The organism is Desulfobaculum senezii, assembly GCF_054657395.1.
The window spans coordinates 913,884-930,081 of sequence record NZ_BAAHYU010000002.1; the positions used below are offsets into that span (position 1 = coordinate 913,884).

Here is a 16,198-nt window from a genome sequence, read left to right on the forward strand (position 1 = left end):
CCTCCGGATATACCGGAGGCGGCCCTTCGCGTTGGCAAAAGTGGTGTCGTGTTACGGCTGCGGCGCGGTAACGGCGTGGAACACGGCGTCTGGAGTGATGTCCCTCATGCACTGGACGCCGCGGTCACAGCCGCGTCCGCCGTGCAGGGAGCAGGGGCGGCAGGGCAGGGCGGATTCCAGCACAGTGTCATGCTCCCCGCTGGGGAAGAAGCCCCAGTGCCGCGTGGTGGGGCCAAACAGGCCCACGGTGCGGGTGCGCACAGCAGTGCCGAGGTGCATGGGGCCGGAGTCACCCGTGACCAGCACGTCGCACTGCTCCAGCAGCGCGCAGGTCTGGCGCAGGGTGGTGGCGCTGGTGAGGTCGGTGACGCCGTCCGGCGCGGATGCGCCGTAGAGGGGAGTGGGGTCGTGTCCGACAATGAGGCACCGCCATCCGGCGGCAACCAGCCGCTCCGTGAGCTCGCGCCATGAGGCGTCCGGCCATTTTTTGCCGTCGTGCGTGGCGTAGGGGTGCAGGGCGGCGATGGGCGCCGCGAGGCTGTGGCGGGACAGAATGCCCCGCGCCTCGGCGCGTTCGGCCTCGCTCAGGTGAATGATGGGCCGTACGGCAGAGGCCGGGACGGCGCCGCGCTCCACGGCGCGGGCGTAGCGCTGGGGCACATTGAGCGTTGTCAGGCTGTCCCCTGCCCACTGCCAGCCGAAGCGGCCAAACAGCCGCCGCGCCAGCGAAAATTTTGGATACCGCCGCACCGGACCGCGCCAGAACGTGGCAAGTACCATAGACCGCAGGGTGCCGTGCAGGTCGAGGAGCCCCCAGCCGTCGTAGCGCGCGGCCAGTTCGCGCGCGGCCTGCACCCATTTGAGGCCTTTGAGGGAGGCGTCCTCGGGCATGACGGTGTTTTCTATGGCTGGATGGCCGGTCAGCACCGGGGCGTTGGGCTTTTTGGTCAGCACATGGAAGGTCCAGCCGCGTGTGGCATGCAGGTGGTCCAGAACGCCTGTGGTCAGGACCACGTCGCCAAGGGCGGACATGCGTACAACAAGCCATGAGGTAGGAAGCGCCTTAGCCACGCGTCTGCTCCAGTGTGGTTCGCACAGCGTCCCACGCGGCGTCGGGCGTGATGCCGCGCATGCAGTCGTGGTGGCCCTTGGGGCACTGCCGGGGACCGTGCAGGGAGCAGGGGCGGCAGTCCAGCGGATTTTCCAGCACCGTGGAGTGCTGTCCACGCGGGAAGAATCCAAGCTCGCGCACCGTGGGGCCAAAGATGGCCACCAGCGGCGTGCCCTGTACCCACGCCAGATGCATGGGGCCGGAGTCGCCGGACAGGTAGCAGTCCACGCCAGCGATATACGCCCCAAGCTCAGGCAAGCTTAACTGTCCTGCAAGGTTGGAGAGCTGACCACTGTCCGGCGAGACGCCAGACAGGCGCAGAACCTCTTCCGCAAGGTGGATTTCGTCCGGTCCGGCAAAGAGGATGACGTGGATGCCCGCGTCCGCGGCGCTGCGCATGACGCTGGCAAAGTATTCCAGCGGCCATTGCTTGGTGGGCCATGTTGAGCCGGGGTGGATGCCAAGGGTGGGGGCGTCGATATCCGCGAAAAAGTCTCGCGCGCGCACCCGCGCCTGTGGCGGCAGCACCAGCGTGGGCTTGGTGGTGGACGGAATGCTCAGCGGCTCAAGGAGCTTGCCAAGGCGTTCAATTTCCTCCAGCTGGTCAAAGGCGCGGTCCACGGTGTGGGTGTAGAGCCAATTGTTGAACCATGGAGAATTGTAGCCAATGCGGCGGCTTGCCGACGTCCAGCGCGCAATGAGGCCGCTGCGCAGGCTGGTGTGGGGGCTTATCCACAGGTCAAAGCCTTCCTGCGCCAGCGAGCGCCCAAGGCGGTAGGCGCCGCGAAGGCCCTTTTCCTTGCCGCGCTTGTCAAAACCGCGCACGGATGTCAGTTCCGGCTGGGCCGTGAACAGGCTGTCCACGCCTTTGCGTACAAAAAAGTGAAGCTCCGCCTCGGGGTAAGCCTGCGAGACGGAGTGGAGAAGCGGAAGGGTCAGGATGGCATCGCCAAGAAAGGCGGTGTTCCAGATGCCGATTTTGATCATGTGACTGATTCGCCGATTGTGGCGTTATGATGTAGAATGAAATCGCATGCCGCGCCAAGGTCGCGGGCAACGACGTGGGGCGCGCCCGCAGGGCGCGGCGAAGGCCGGGTCCAGATGGAGAGCGGCGCGCCAAGGGCGTACTTGTCCAGCTCCCCCGCACCTTTACCGGTCAGCACCAGAATACTGGCGGCCAGCCCGGCTTCAAGGCCAAAGCGCACGTCCGCGTCCTTGTCGCCAATCATGACCGTGTTCGCCGGTGACAGCCCATGGTCAGCGGCAAGGCGCGACCACATGCCCGTTGCGGGCTTGCGGCAGTTGCAGGGCGTATCCGGGGCGTGGGGGCAGAAGGCGGTGTCCACAATGCTGACGCCGTAGTCCGCGAGCATATCGCGCAGGCGGGCGTCCACGGCGTGGTAGTCCGCCTCGGGAAAATAGCCCCGGCCAATGCCGGATTGGTTGGTGGCAATGAACAGGCGTATTCCGGCGCGCGCCAAGAGCGCAAGCCCCTCTCCCGCACCGGGAAGAAGTTCAACGCCTGCGGGATCGTGCAGGTAGTGCTTGTCGACGATGACGGTTCCGTCTCGGTCGAGGATGACGTTTTCGATGTTTTCCATAAGAAGAAGATAGGGTATAGGCGGTCTCGCCGTTACGCGTCTCTTTGTGAGCCACAACAGGCGCGGCGTCAAGAGTGGGGCCATGTGCAACTATTATCACTTGCGCGCAGGCGCGTAGCTCTGGTAGACAGCCAAACAGTAAAGAGGAACCTGTGAAACCGCACCAATGCTTGATTAGCGAAAAAAATTCAGAAGCCGGAACCGGTGGAGTCCGCTGTGCTTGAACTCATTCTGGCCATCGTTCTCGCCACCGGGGTCTCCATGTTCTGCTCGGTGAGCGAGGCGGCGCTGTATTCAGTGCCGTGGAGCGTTATAGAGCGGCTGAGAAAGGCGAACTCCAAGTCCGGACACCGCCTCTACGCCCTCAGGATGAACATTGACGAGCCCATCGCGGCTATTTTGACCCTGAACACGGTGGCGCATACAGCAGGCGCGGCCATAGCGGGCGCTGCGGCGGACAAGCTCTTTGGCTCCGAGAATCTGCTGTACTTCACGCTTGTGTTCACCGTCATCATCCTTGTGTTTTCGGAGATTCTGCCGAAGACCATCGGTGTGCAGTATACGCGGACCCTTGCGCCGCTGTTGGCGCGGCCCATGGGTGGGCTGGTCTGGCTCCTCAAACCCGCCATTTGGGTGCTGGGCTGGGTGTCCAGACTGTGCGAGCCCAAGTCCGCCGGCCCCTCGGCCACGGAAGAGGACATCACCGCCCTTGCCGCGCTCTCGCGCCGCTCCGGCGTGCTGAAGCCGTACGAGGAAGAGTCCATCCGCAACATCCTGCAACTGGATGTAAAGGTGGTTCGCGAGATTATGACGCCGCGTACTGTGGTGTCGTCCCTGCCTTCGTCCATGACTGTGGCTGAGGCGCGAGAGGACACCCACTGCTGGGCGCACAGCCGCGTCCCCGTCTACGATGAGGACCCCGAGGACATCGTGGGCATCGTTTTCCGGCGCGACGTGCTGGAAGCCGCCGCCGAGGACCTTGAGGACCGCCGCTTGATGGACCTCATGAAGCCTGTGCTCTTTGTGCTGGATACCTTGACCCTGGACAGGCTGCTCGGTAAATTTTTGGGATCGCGCACGCACCTGTGTGTGGTTCTGGACGAATACGGCGGGCTGTCCGGCGTGGTAACGCTGGAGGACGTCCTTGAGGAAATCCTTGGTAAGGAAATCGTGGACGAGACCGACGAAGTGACAGACATGCGGGAACTTGCCCGTCAACGCCGCGCCGAGCTTGCCCGGGCGGTGAAAAAATCCAGATAGGACCATATATGGCGAAGAAAACGAACAAGACAGTCTACATTGTGGCCCTGCTCCTTCTCGTGGGCGGACTGGGATCGCTCGTGTATTCCGGCCTGTCCCAGAACAGTGTGTATTTTTTGAACGTTTCCGAGGCCCGGGCCATGCCCGTGGGTGAACTCTCCAACGTGCGCCTGTTTGGCACGGTTGCCGATCAGGATCTGGTTGGCGGTCCCGGTCAGAAAGGCGTGCAGTTCCGCCTGCTGGACAAAAGCGGCAACAAGGACTCCATCGCGGTGGAGTACGACGGCGTGGTGCCCGACACCTTCAAGCCCGGTGCCGAAGTCATTGTCGAAGGCGGAGTTGATTCCACTACCGGCGTCTTTGGCGCGCGGACCCTCATGACCAAGTGCCCCTCCAAATACAAGAAGCAGCGCGAGCAGGAAAAAGCTCAGAACGGCTGATGCGCACCTGTTCCCCCTCCTTTGCGCCACTCTCACGCCCGGCCTCGGCCGGGTCTTCTCTGACGAGGTGACGATGCATCTTTTCGCCCATTACTGTCTGTTGGCTGCTCTGCTCTTTTCGCTGGGGCTTGGTGGCCTTTCCCTGTACGCGGCATGGACCGGCAAACGCGGGTTCTCCGTATGGCATGAGCGTGGTCAGCTGGCCATGCTGGCCCTTGTGGTCGCCGCCAGTGCCGTTCTTCTTCGCGCGCTGGTTGGCCGCGATTTCTCCCTGCAATACGTTGCGCAATATACCGATACCTTCCTGCCCATGTTCTATACGGTTACGGCCTTTTGGGCCGGGCAGGCCGGGTCGTTTCTGTTTTGGGCCCTCGTGGTTGTGGCCTGCGGCGCCGTGTACTCCGCCACAGAGCACTACCGCGGCCTGAGCCCGCAGACCAAGACATGGTTCTGGCTGTTTCACCACACGGTGTCGGCCTTCTTCCTGTATATTCTTTCCGGCCCGTCCAATCCGTTTCTGGAGCTGTCGCCCGCGCCCGCACAGGGCAACGGCTTGAATCCGCTGCTGCAGAATCCGGGCATGATTTTCCATCCGCCCCTGCTGTTCCTTGGCTATGGCGGCTTTACGGTGCCGTGTTGTCTGGCGCTGGCGTCGTGGGTGAACCGCGAGCAGCAGCCGTGGCTGGAGCATGGCCGCAAGTGGGTGCTGTTTGCGTGGATGTTCCTTACCGCAGGCATCATTCTTGGCGCGTGGTGGTCCTACATGGAGCTGGGCTGGGGCGGTTACTGGGCATGGGACCCGGTTGAAAACTCCTCCCTCGTGCCGTGGTTGGCCTCGACGGCCTTTGTGCATACGGCCATCATCCAGTCCCGTCGCAACTCCCTGCACCGGACCAACGTCTTTTTCATCGCGTTGACGTTCCTCCTGTGCATCTTTGCCACCTATGTGGTGCGAAGCGGCGTTGTGGACTCCCTGCATGCCTTTGGTACCAGCGAACTTGGCGAGCCGATTTTGCTGTTTATGGTGGGCGGCCTGATTGTGGCGATTATCGCCACCTTCTCCGCCAAGGAGCACAGCGCCCGTCCGCTGGACGATCTGTTCTCGCGTCCGGGGCTTTTGTTCCTTGCCGCGTGGATGTTCCTCGCCATCGGCTTTGTGGTGTTCCTTGGCATTTTGTGGCCTGTTATCTCCACCATTTGGAGCCAGCAGCCCATCGGCCTTGAGGCGGACTTCTACAACAAGGTCTGCCTGCCGCTGTTTGCGCTGATTTCGGTCTTCCTCGTGTTCTGCCCGTGGCTTGGCTGGAAGGGCGGCATCCGCGACAAGAAGATGTTCTACGCCGTATGCGCGGCCACCCTGCCGGCAGCGGGCTTCTTTTGGATGGTTGGCGTACGCCACCCCGTGGCCCTGATGGGCGCGGTGGCCGCGTGTGTGGGCCTTGCAGGCATTGTGGGCCTGTTCATGACCCGCCGCGAGATGCTGCGCAACCCGTCCTCCCTTGGGGCCTACGGCGTGCACGTTGGTCTGCTGTTGATGACGCTGGGCATCGCCTTCTCCGGTCCCTACAAGGTGGAGAACGAGGCGGTTCTGGAGCCCGGCCAGAGCATGCAGGTCGCCGAGTACACCGTGACCTACAAGGACAGCGAGGAAGTCTCCACGCCCGGCATGGCCTACTTTGAGGTGCTGCTGTCCGTGGACAAGGACGGTAAGCATGTGGGCGAGTTGACCCCGCAGCGCCGGGCCTACCGCAACAACAAAAACGTCTTTGCCGAAGTGTCCGTTATTCCGGGCCTTGGCGATGAAATCTATGCCACCCTTATCGGGTCCACCAAGGAAGGGAGCGTCTCCCTGCGCATCAGCGTGAATCCTCTGGTGAACTGGATTTGGATTGGCGGCACCCTGATGTCCATCCTGCCGCTACTGGCTTTCCGCCGCAGAAAAGCGTAGGAAAGTCGGCATGATGCTTCGACTTGAGAATGTTGCTAAGTTCTACGGCTCGAAGCTCGTCTTTAAGAAGATGAGCTTCGAGCTGGAGCGCGGCCGCGTCTTGCTGCTGGTTGGCGAGAATGGCGCGGGCAAATCCACGCTCCTGAAAATATTGTCCGGACTGGCCCGGCCTTCCGCCGGGTCCGTCCACTGCGCCGCCTCGCAGGACCGCGTTGCCTACGTGGGACACCAGACCTTCATCTACCCCAAGCTCAGCGCCGTGGAGAACCTTGCCTTTTGGGCCAAGCTTTATGGCGCGGACACCAGCGAGGCCACGCTTGTGCGCATGCTGGACCGGGTGGGCCTGAAGGCGGCGGCCTTTGAGGAGGCGGGGTCCTTCTCGCGCGGGATGGCCCAGCGTTTGTCGCTGGCCCGCGTGTTTATGCTGGACCCGGAACTGCTCTTCCTCGACGAGCCGGGAACGGGCCTTGATGTGCGCTCGCAGGAGGTGCTGTACGGCGAAATCGCCGCGGCCCGTGAGCGCGGGGCGACCATTGTGTGGGTCAGCCACGATGTGGCGGGCGACCTGCACCGCGCGGACACCGTCCTTGCCATAGCGGGCCGCACCGTGGGCTACTTTGGCCCGGCGGCGGACTATGTGCCGACCGGGGCTGTGGCTGTGGGAGGTGGCGCGTAATGCTCGCTTCCGCCGTTGCCATTGCCCGCAAGGATATGCGCCTTGTGCTGTCCGGGGGCGTTGGTCTTGCGCAGCCCATTTTGCTTGGGCTGTTGCTTATCTTTGTGTTCAGCACGTCGCGTCCCGCCGGGGAGCTTGTTCCCGCGCAGGCCGCGGCGGGTATTTTTTGGCTGGCGTCGTGCTTCTCGCAGGTGCTCATCTTCAACACCCTCTATGGGCTGGAGGAGATGAACGGCGCGCGGACGGCGCTTTTGCTGTCGCCCATTCCTGTGCATGGGGTGTGGCTGGGCAAGGCCCTTGCGGGTTTTGTGCTCCTTTTTGCCTCACAGCTTGTGTTTGTTCCGGCGGCGGTGGTCTTCCTTGGGCAGGACGTGCACGCGGACTGTCTGGTGATGTTGGCCACCCTTGTTGCCGTGGACTGGGGCGTTGTGGTGCTGGGCGCGCTGCTTGGCGCGCTGGCGCAGGGACAGGCCGCTAAGGAATCGCTGCTGACGGTGATTTTATTCCCTTTGCTTATCCCGCTCCTGCTGGCTGGCGTCAGCATTGGCGGCGCGTATTTTGCCGGAGAGAGCACCAGCGGCCTGATGGGCTGGCTGGGATTGGCAGGTGCCTTTGACGCGCTGTTTACGGGCGCGGCCCTGTTTTTGTTCCCGCATGTGTACGGGGCCGAAGGCTAAAGGGCGTCTGGCGACGCATTGAATACAGTTTGGCCGCCCCGCGTGCGCAGCGTGCTGTGGACGGGGGGCGACGACCTACCCAAACGGAGAGAGAACGAGTGAACAGCCGCACGAACTGGCTTCCCTTTGCCGCAGTCGCCTGCGCGCTGGCCATGGCCGTGAGCCAGTGGTTCATCTGGGTGTACGCCCCCGTGGAGGAGACCCTTGGTCCGGTCCAGAAGATTTTTTACTTTCACCTTGGCCTTGCATGGTGGGCGCTGTTTAGCTTCTTCGTCGTGTTTGTGGCCGGGGTGCTGTTTCTGCTGAAACGGACATCGCGCTTTGACCATCTGGGCGGTGCGGCCGCCGAGGTGGGCGTGCTGTTTGCGGGCCTTGCGCTGGTGACGGGCTCCGTATGGGGCCGCGCCTCATGGGGCGTGTGGTGGACGTGGGATCCGCGTCTGACCACCACGCTGATTATGTGGTTCGTCTACTGCGCGTACCTTATCCTGCGCGCCAGCGGCATTGGCGAGGAGCGCCGCGCCACGGTTTGCGCCGTGGTGGGCATTGTCGCCTTTTTGGACGTGCCGTTGGTCTTTTACTCCGCCCGTATGTGGCGGAGCATCCATCCGGCAGTCTTTGCCAAGCAGGGTGGCGGGCTGGAGCCGGAAATGCTGACAACGCTCTTTGTCTCCCTTGCCGCCTATGGCCTTTTGTGGCTGTGCGTGACTACCATCCGCGCGCGGCAGCTTGCAGCCGGAGAGAAACTCGACGCCCTTGCCAAGGGCGGAATGCACTAAACGACAACACACGGCCTCCGACGAAGTGGGGGCGGGGAGTTCGTCATGGATTACACCGGATACCTTTTGACCGCCAATGTGGCTGTTTGGCTTGGAGTGGGCGGCTATTTGCTGCTGCTTGGCGCAAAGCAGCGCCGCTTCGAGACCCGGCTTCGGCAGATGGAGCACATTCACGATGACAGCTAAGAAAACGACGGCCAATGACACCGCCTCCGCCCCGCAGAATGCGCAGGGGCCGGGCGGCCGACAGGTTCTCCTGCTGCTGATGGCAGTAGGGCTGGTGGCACTGTTCGCCGGTTCCCTCGTCTACCGCGCCAAGCATCCGTCCCTGACGCAGCATGTGGAGCACACCGGCTCGCAGCAGGGCGGTGGGCAGGCCATGTCCGGCGCATCCATGGAGATGATTAAGGCCCTGATGGCCAAGCTGGAAGAAAACCCCAAGGACGTGCACGTGCTGCATACCCTGGGCGAGCAGTTTATGCGCATGAAGGCGTGGGACCGCGCCAAGGCCCTGCTGGAGCGCGGCCTGAGTGTGGAACCCGCCAACAAGCAGATTCTGCGTTTGCTTGGGCTGACGGAGTTCAACATGGAGCACTACGCCGAAGCCGCGGAAAAGTTTGAAACCGTGGTGGCGCTGGAGCCCGGCGATTATATTTCGCACTACAACCTCGGCATTGTGTACGCCCACTTCCTCGAAAAGCCCGAGAAAGCGCGGGAGCACTTTGAGGCTGTCGCCAATGGCGAGGGCGTCCCCGACGAGTCGCGCAAGGAAGCGCAGGAGCAGCTGAAGCACCTGCACTAATCCCCCGCGAAGCGCTGAAGAAGAGCAGGGAGGAACCGTTTGACGGTTCCTCCCTTTTTTTTGTTCGCGATGGACGGGAGCGCGCGGCAATGGCCGCAGAGGCGCATATGGGCCTGCGCCTCGGATGCTAAAGAAGGATGGTGAACGTCAACGGGCGTTCGTGCACGCTGTGAGGCGTTGTTTTGGGTGGTTCATGCGCTGTGCTGTCTGCATTAAATGCTGTGTAGGTTTTTTTGTGCGTGGAGTGTGGCGCAAGTGTCCTGTATCTGTGTTGATTTTTGACTACTCCGATTGACATGGTGTGGGCGGTGTGGCACCACTATACATGGTGGAAAAGTGTACCCCGTCTTCAGAGCCTGTCCTGTGTGTTGGGGCGGCGCAATCTTGACTGGTCGCGGACGGAAGCGAAGCCGCGCGGAGGAGAGCGTTATGCGGATGAAAGGTCTGTTGGGAGTGTGTGTTGCGCTGGTGGGACTGCTTGTGCTGGCTGGGGCCGCTCAGGCGAAAACGGTGACCATTGCCTGTGCCTCGCCCTTTACCGGTCCCCTTGCTCCGTATGGCGACAACGTCAAGGCCGGGGTGATGATGAAGGTCGATGAAGTGAACGCCGCAGGCGGCATCAACGGTGCGCAGGTAGAGGTGGTCTACCTTGACGAACTCTGCGACCCCAAGGAAGCCGCCACCGTCGCCGCCAAGATTGCCCGTAACGACGACATCGTCGGCGTGGTGGGGCACCTGTGCTCCTCGGCGCACCTTGCGGCGCTGCCGACCTACGTCCGCCGCGGCATCCCCACCATATCCCCCACGGCGACCAACGTGACCATCAGCTATCAGAACAAGGACAGAAAGGGGCTGGTCTGGTCCTTCCGCGATGTGTACCGCGACGACTTTCAGGGCAAGTTTCTTGCCCGTTACGCCGCTGAAAAGCTGGGCCTCAAGCGTATTGCCATCTTCTATGAGAACAATGACTACGGCATCGGCCTCAAGGACGCCTTTAAACATCAGGCTATGGCGCTGGGGCTGACCATTGTGGGTGAGGAAGCCTACATCAAAGGCACGCCCGACTTTACGCCGCAGCTGACCAAGCTGAAGGCGGCTGGTCCGGACGGGCTGTTTATTTCCGGCTACTACAACGAAGGCGCGCTCATTGCCGGGCAGGCCAAAAAAGTGGGGCTGGACGTCCTGAAGTTTGGCGCGGACGGCTTTGACAACGCGGACTACATCACCCTTGCCAAGGAGGCCGCCGAGGGCACGTACCTGACGGTGCCCTTCCTTGCCTCCGAGGCCGGCCCCGAGGCGCAGGCGTTTATGGACGCCTTCCGCGACCGCTTTGGCCGCGAGGTGGACTACATGAGCGCCAATGCCTACGACGCCGCGGGCATCCTGCTTCAGGCCATCAGCGAAGCCGGAGCGGACCGCCGTAAGGTCCGTGATTATCTGGCCGGGATGAATACGCCGGAGAAGGGCTACAAGGGCGTCTCCGGGCTGACCTACTTTAACGAACATGGCGACGCGCAAAAGCCCGCCTTCGTGAAGATGGTCAAGGACGGCGCGTTCGTTCCCGCCGAGCAAATGCAGTAACGCACGGGGCCGGGGAGCGGCTGCTTTCCGGCCCTTTGGCGCTTTCCGCCCCATGCACGTTCTGAGCACGGTGGTGCGGGGGCTGGCGCTTTGTGTTTTTGTTCCTTTGTCCCTGTGTCCCCCGTCGTGGGTGCGCGGCGGCGTTGGCGGGGTGGACTCGCCCCGCGCCGGACCGGAAAACCGCCGCCTCTGCGTCCTTTCCCTGCGGCTTGACTCTGTGACCGATATGCCAAGGAGGCCCCGTGGAGCAATTCCTCGCCCAACTCGTCAACGGCCTGACCCTTGGCGTCATCTACGCCCTCATCGCCGTGGGCTATACCATGGTCTACGGCGTCATTGAGCTTATCAACTTCGCCCACGGTGAAATCTACATGCTGGGCGCGTTTTTCTGCGTCACCTTCATCACCGCGTTTGGGATGCCGTTTTATTTGGCGTTGGTGCTGGCTATGGGGTGCTGCGCGGTGCTGGGCATTCTGCTGGATATTGTCGCCTACCGCCCCTTGCGCAAGGCCCCGCGTCTGGCGGCGCTTATTACGGCCATTGGCATGTCCATCTTCCTGCAGAATCTGGCCATGGTCATCTGGGGGAGCCGTCCCAAGCCCTTCGCGCAGGAAGCCGTCCCCGCCTACCTCAAGGCCACAGCCCTCGACATGGGCGGCGTGCATCTGACGTGGCTGCAGGTGTTCATCTTCGGCGTGACGCTGACCATGATGGCCGTCCTGTACTTCATCATCGCCCGGACGCGCATCGGCACGGCCATGCGCGCCCTGGCGCAGAACAAGACCGCCGCCGCGCTTATGGGCATCAACGTGAACTTTGTCATCGGCTTCACCTTTGCCCTTGGGTCGGCCATGGGCGCGGTGGCCGGGGTGCTGGTGTCGGTCTATTACAACACGCTGTACCCCACCATGGGCTATGTGGCGGGGGTGAAGGCCTTTGCCGCGGCTGTGCTTGGCGGCATTGGCTCCGTGCCCGGTGCGATGCTGGGCGGGGTTATCCTTGGCGTGGCCGAGGCGCTGGGCGCGGGCTACGTGTCGTCGCTGTACCGCGACGGCGTGGCGTACGCCGTGATGATCGCGGTTATCCTGTTCAGGCCGTCGGGTCTGCTGGGCAAGTCCATTGTGGATAAGGCGTAGGGCGCATGCCACAAGCGCACAAGGAGCAACGCGTATGAACAGTGCTGGCAGAGGGGGAGGGCGGTCATGACCACGGCCAGAACGCGCATCTTGCGCCGCGTGATGGGCGTGGGGCTTGCCCTTGCGCTGGTGTATCCCGCGCTGCCGTGGGCCAGTGAGTATGTGATGCATGTCATGACGCTGGTGCTGGTGTACATGGTGCTGGCCATGGGGCTGAATATCGTTCCCGGTTTCTGCGGGCTGCTGGACCTTGGTTTTGTGGGGTTCTACGGCATTGGCGCGTACACCTCGGGCCTGCTCACCATCCATTATGGCATGCCGTTTTGGTTCATTGTGCCCCTTGCTGCGCTCAATGGCGCGCTGTGGGGCATTTTGCTTGGCGCGCCGACCCTGCGGCTGACCGGGGACTATTTCGCCATTGTCACCTTTGGGTTCAGTGAGCTTGTGGTGCTGTTCCTCACCAACGAAATTTGGCTGACGCGCGGTCCTCTTGGTTTGCCGGGGATTGATCCGGTGTCCTTGGACCTGAGCTTTCTCAATGAGGACTGGTTCTGGGAGTTCTTTGGCGAGCGGCCCTATTTCTACTTGGCGGTGGCGATGGCGGCGCTGGTGTACGTCATTGTGCGGCGGGTTGAGGATTCGCGCCTTGGGCGGGCATGGTTTGCCCTGCGCGAGGACCCGCTGGCCGCGGCCAGCTGCGGCGTGAATATCCTGAACTACAAGGTCCTCGCCTTTGCCATCTCCGCCGGTATTGGGGCCCTTGGCGGTTCGTTCTTTGCGCGGTGGACCATGTTCCTGTCGCCGGACATGTTTAAGTTTTGGGAGTCGTTCCTTGTGCTGTGCATGGTGGTGCTGGGCGGACTTGGCAATGTGAGCGGGGCGCTGGTGGGCGCGGTTATTCTCGTCTGCCTTGGCGAGGTCCTGCGCGAGGTGCTCCCCGCCCTTGGCATGCCGCCGGAGGTGCGGTTTCTTGCCTATGGTCTCATCATGGTGCTGATTATGCGGTTTAAGCCCAGCGGCTTTTTCCCCAACATTGCCGACGGCGGACGGGGCAAGGGGCTGTGGGCTGAGGAGCGGGCCGCCAGCGCGCGGCATAAGGAGGAGAGCGGTGGAACCACTGCTGCGGGTTGATGGCCTGTGCAAGCGATTTGGGGGCCTGATGGCCCTTGCCGAGGTGAGCTTTGACGTGCGCCCCGGGGAGATATTGGGCCTTATCGGGCCGAACGGCGCGGGGAAGACGACGCTGTTCAACTGCATCGCCGGCGTCTATAAACCAACGCGCGGCGATGTGCTTTTTGACGCTGGAAACGGCCCGGTGCGCATGAATGGCATGAAGCCCGAGAAGGTGACCGCCCTTGGCGTGGCGCGGACTTTTCAGAACATTCGTCTGTTCACGGACCTGACGGTGCTCGATAACGTGCGGGTGGGGTGCCATTGCCGCTCGCGCGGGGGCTTTTTGGGCGCGGTGCTGCGCACGGCTTCGCAGCGGGAGGAGGAGCGGCGCATTGTGGCCGAGGCTATGCGGTGGATTGATTTTGTGGGCCTTGGCGACGTGGCGCTGAGCGGCGCGGCGTCCTTGCCGTATGGCGACCAGCGGCGGCTGGAGATTGCCCGCGCGCTGGCGACGCGCCCGCGCCTTATCATGCTGGACGAGCCTGCGGCGGGCATGAACCCGCAGGAGACGCAAATGCTGGTGGACCTTGTGTATCGCATACTGGACGCCGGGGTTACCGTGGTGCTCATAGAGCACGACATGAAGCTGGTTATGCGCATTTGTCAGCGGCTGGTGGTCCTTGATCACGGCATTCTGCTGGCCGAAGGGCCGCCGGATGTGATACGCAGAGCACCGGAAGTGGTGGAAGCCTATCTTGGACGGGGAGCCGCGCATGCTTGAAGTGGATGGCATACACACCTATTACGGCAGCATCCACGCGCTGCGTGGTGTGAGCCTGCGCATAGGCGCCGGGGAGGTTGTGACCCTTATCGGGGCCAATGGCGCGGGCAAGACCACAACGCTTATGAGCATCAGCAGCGTCACCCCGGTCCGCGAGGGGCGCATCACTTTTGAGGGAGACGACATCACCCGGATGTCTTCGGAACGGATTGTGGCGCGCGGCGTAACGCAAGTTCCGGAGGGGCGGATGATTTTTCCTGCACTGACGGTGGAAGAGAATTTGCGTATGGGCGCATATCTGCGTAAAGACAGGGACGGCGTTCGCCGCGATGCGGACATGGTCTACGATTTGTTCCCCGTTTTGCGCGAGCGCCGCCGTCAGCATGGCGGAACTTTATCTGGTGGCGAGCAGCAAATGCTTGCCATAGGGCGTGCGCTTATGGCACAGCCACGTCTCCTGCTTTTGGACGAGCCTTCGTTGGGACTCGCGCCCATCGTTGTGGAAAATATCTTCGAGGTCATCAGACAAATTAACCGCGCCGGAACAACCGTGCTGCTGGTGGAGCAGAATGCGCAGATGGCGCTTTCCGTTGCCCACCGTGGCTACGTGCTTGCTACGGGGCAGGTGATAATGGAAGGGACCTCCGAGGAACTCCTGAACGATCCAAAGGTACGGGCTGCCTACCTTGGCGAGGACTGAAGCGTCGGTCCCGCCCTTTCGGTGCTTGCCCGTGCCCCAGACCCCACCTTTCAAGGACGCATGGAGTAACGTAATCATGGAAAAAGTTGTTTTGAGAGGACTGACCTTCGACGATGTCCTGCTTCTGCCCGCCTACTCCGAGGTGTTGCCGGATTCCGTCGACGTGAGCACCAAGCTGACGAATGACTTGCGGCTCAACATCCCTCTGGTCAGTGCGGCCATGGACACCGTGACCGAGTCCGAGATGGCCATCTCTCTCGCGCGCAATGGTGGTGCTGGTGTTATCCACAAGAACATCACCATCGAGCAGCAGGCGCTTGAGGTCGAAAAGGTCAAGAAGTCCGAGTCCGGAATGATTCTCGACCCCGTCACCATCCCCCCGGAAATTTCCGTCGGTCAGGCTCTGGGCGTGATGTCCGACTACCGCGTTTCCGGTCTGCCGGTGGTGAAGAATAACCAGCTTGTGGGCATCCTCACCAACCGCGACGTACGCTTTGTGACCAAGCTGGACACCCCCGTCAGCGACGTGATGACCAAGGAACGCCTGGTCACCGTGCCTGTCGGCACCACCCTTGAGGAAGCCAAAGAGCACCTGCACGCCAACCGCATCGAAAAGCTCCTCGTCGTGGACGACCAGAACAAGCTGCGCGGCCTCATCACCATTAAGGACATTGAGAAGATCAAAAAGTATCCCATGTCCTGCAAGGATGAGCACGGCCGCCTGTGCGTTGGCGCCGCCATTGGCGTTGGCAAGGACAGGGACCAGCGCGCCGAAGCCCTGCTGAAGGCCGGCGTGGACTTCCTCGTCCTCGACTCCGCCCACGGCCACTCCGCCAACATTCTGCGCTCCGTTGAGGCGCTGCGTGGTCAGTTCCCCAAGGCCCGCATTGTGGCCGGCAACGTGGCCACCTACGACGGCGCCAAGGCCCTGTTCACCGCAGGCGCAGACACCGTCAAGGTTGGCATCGGCCCCGGCTCCATCTGCACCACCCGCGTGGTTGCCGGTGTGGGCGTGCCGCAGATTTCCGCCATTATGGAAGGCGTGCGCGCCGCCAAGGAATTTGACCGCTGCATCATCGCTGACGGCGGCATCAAGTTCTCCGGCGACGTCGTCAAGGCGCTGGCCGCTGGCGCGGACTGCTGCATGATGGGCTCGCTGTTTGCCGGTACCGAAGAAAGCCCGGGTGAGACTATTCTCTATCAGGGCCGGACCTATAAGATTTATCGCGGCATGGGGTCCATCGACGCCATGCGCGAGGGAAGCTCCGACCGCTACTTCCAGGAGAAGCAGGCACAGGCCGAACAGCAGGAAGCCGTTGTCTCCGGTGGTCGACTTTCCGACGATTCCAAGAAGCTGGTGCCCGAAGGCATTGTGGGCCGCGTGCCCTACAAGGGCCCGGTGACCGACAGCATCTATCAGCTGCTCGGCGGCCTGCGCTCCGGCATGGGCTACACCGGTTGCGGCACCATTCAGGAACTCAAGGATAAGGCACAGTTCACGCGCATTTCCCCTGCGGGTCTGCGCGAGTCGCATGTGCATGATGTCATCATTACCAAGGAAGCCCCGAACTACCGGGTGGATTCCTACTAACC

At 62.4% G+C, this 16,198-nt stretch carries 17 protein-coding genes; 14 read left to right on the forward strand and 3 right to left on the reverse strand.

The window, feature by feature from the left end:
• Nucleotides 1–51 precede the first annotated feature (51 nt).
• The 3 genes from ACYQ2T_RS04845 to ACYQ2T_RS04855 are packed head-to-tail and all read right to left on the reverse strand — an operon-like array spanning nt 52 to nt 2,712.
• Nucleotides 52–1,071, reverse strand: a complete 1,020-nt coding sequence (locus tag ACYQ2T_RS04845; RefSeq protein ID WP_459898896.1) for a glycosyltransferase family 9 protein — start codon at nt 1,069–1,071, stop codon at nt 52–54.
• Nucleotides 1,064–2,098: a glycosyltransferase family 9 protein gene (locus tag ACYQ2T_RS04850; protein ID WP_459898898.1), complete on the reverse strand. Its 1,035-nt coding sequence runs from the start codon at nt 2,096–2,098 to the stop codon at nt 1,064–1,066. Before ACYQ2T_RS04850 ends, ACYQ2T_RS04845 begins: the two co-directional genes overlap by 8 nt.
• Complete coding sequence (locus ACYQ2T_RS04855) at nt 2,095–2,712, reverse strand: D-glycero-alpha-D-manno-heptose-1,7-bisphosphate 7-phosphatase (protein WP_459898900.1); 618 nt, start codon at nt 2,710–2,712, stop codon at nt 2,095–2,097. Before ACYQ2T_RS04855 ends, ACYQ2T_RS04850 begins: the two co-directional genes overlap by 4 nt.
• 216 nt (nt 2,713–2,928) lie before the next feature.
• On the opposite strand from ACYQ2T_RS04855, the gene ACYQ2T_RS04860 reads away from it, so the two are divergent.
• The 14 genes from ACYQ2T_RS04860 (at nt 2,929) to guaB (ending at nt 16,196) form a co-directional block, all read left to right on the forward strand.
• The gene (locus ACYQ2T_RS04860) at nt 2,929–3,972 is read left to right on the forward strand and encodes a hemolysin family protein (RefSeq protein WP_459898902.1); all 1,044 of its coding nucleotides are present in this window, start codon (nt 2,929–2,931) and stop codon (nt 3,970–3,972) included.
• A gap of 8 nt (nt 3,973–3,980) precedes the next feature.
• Nucleotides 3,981–4,412: a cytochrome c maturation protein CcmE gene (locus tag ACYQ2T_RS04865; RefSeq protein WP_459898904.1), complete on the forward strand. Its 432-nt coding sequence runs from the start codon at nt 3,981–3,983 to the stop codon at nt 4,410–4,412.
• 73 nt (nt 4,413–4,485) lie between these two features.
• The gene (locus tag ACYQ2T_RS04870) at nt 4,486–6,360 is read left to right on the forward strand and encodes a heme lyase CcmF/NrfE family subunit (protein ID WP_459898905.1); all 1,875 of its coding nucleotides are present in this window, start codon (nt 4,486–4,488) and stop codon (nt 6,358–6,360) included.
• Nucleotides 6,361–6,370: 10 nt separating this feature from the next.
• A complete protein-coding gene (locus tag ACYQ2T_RS04875) occupies nt 6,371–7,036 on the forward strand; it encodes an ABC transporter ATP-binding protein (protein ID WP_459898907.1) in 666 nt (221 codons plus the stop codon).
• Nucleotides 7,036–7,713, forward strand: coding sequence for a heme exporter protein CcmB (locus ACYQ2T_RS04880; RefSeq protein WP_459898909.1), 678 nt, complete (start codon nt 7,036–7,038; stop codon nt 7,711–7,713). Before ACYQ2T_RS04875 ends, ACYQ2T_RS04880 begins: the two co-directional genes overlap by 1 nt.
• A gap of 152 nt (nt 7,714–7,865) precedes the next feature.
• On the forward strand, nt 7,866–8,492 hold the full coding sequence (gene ccsA, locus ACYQ2T_RS04885) for a cytochrome c biogenesis protein CcsA (RefSeq protein ID WP_404845207.1): 627 nt from the start codon (nt 7,866–7,868) through the stop codon (nt 8,490–8,492).
• 45 nt (nt 8,493–8,537) lie between these two features.
• Nucleotides 8,538–8,678 (forward strand): CcmD family protein, encoded by a 141-nt coding sequence (locus ACYQ2T_RS04890; RefSeq protein WP_404844323.1) that lies wholly within the window; start codon nt 8,538–8,540, stop codon nt 8,676–8,678.
• Entirely contained in the window at nt 8,668–9,294 is a 627-nt protein-coding gene (locus ACYQ2T_RS04895; RefSeq protein ID WP_459898911.1) for a tetratricopeptide repeat protein, read from the forward strand. The genes ACYQ2T_RS04890 and ACYQ2T_RS04895 overlap by 11 nt, the downstream gene beginning before the upstream one ends.
• 429 nt (nt 9,295–9,723) lie before the next feature.
• Nucleotides 9,724–10,875, forward strand: a complete 1,152-nt coding sequence (locus ACYQ2T_RS04900) for an ABC transporter substrate-binding protein (protein ID WP_459898913.1) — start codon at nt 9,724–9,726, stop codon at nt 10,873–10,875.
• 242 nt (nt 10,876–11,117) lie between these two features.
• The gene (locus ACYQ2T_RS04905; RefSeq protein WP_459898915.1) at nt 11,118–12,011 is read left to right on the forward strand and encodes a branched-chain amino acid ABC transporter permease; all 894 of its coding nucleotides are present in this window, start codon (nt 11,118–11,120) and stop codon (nt 12,009–12,011) included.
• Nucleotides 12,012–12,077: 66 nt separating this feature from the next.
• Nucleotides 12,078–13,142 (forward strand): branched-chain amino acid ABC transporter permease, encoded by a 1,065-nt coding sequence (locus ACYQ2T_RS04910; RefSeq protein ID WP_459898917.1) that lies wholly within the window; start codon nt 12,078–12,080, stop codon nt 13,140–13,142.
• Entirely contained in the window at nt 13,120–13,905 is a 786-nt protein-coding gene (locus tag ACYQ2T_RS04915) for an ABC transporter ATP-binding protein (protein ID WP_459898919.1), read from the forward strand. The genes ACYQ2T_RS04910 and ACYQ2T_RS04915 overlap by 23 nt, the downstream gene beginning before the upstream one ends.
• Nucleotides 13,898–14,605 carry an ABC transporter ATP-binding protein gene (locus tag ACYQ2T_RS04920; RefSeq protein ID WP_459898921.1) on the forward strand — a complete coding sequence of 236 codons (708 nt, stop codon included), beginning with the start codon at nt 13,898–13,900 and terminating at the stop codon, nt 14,603–14,605. The genes ACYQ2T_RS04915 and ACYQ2T_RS04920 overlap by 8 nt, the downstream gene beginning before the upstream one ends.
• Before the next feature lie 76 nt (nt 14,606–14,681).
• Complete coding sequence (gene guaB / locus ACYQ2T_RS04925; RefSeq protein ID WP_459898923.1) at nt 14,682–16,196, forward strand: IMP dehydrogenase; 1,515 nt, start codon at nt 14,682–14,684, stop codon at nt 16,194–16,196.
• Nucleotides 16,197–16,198 lie beyond the last annotated feature (2 nt).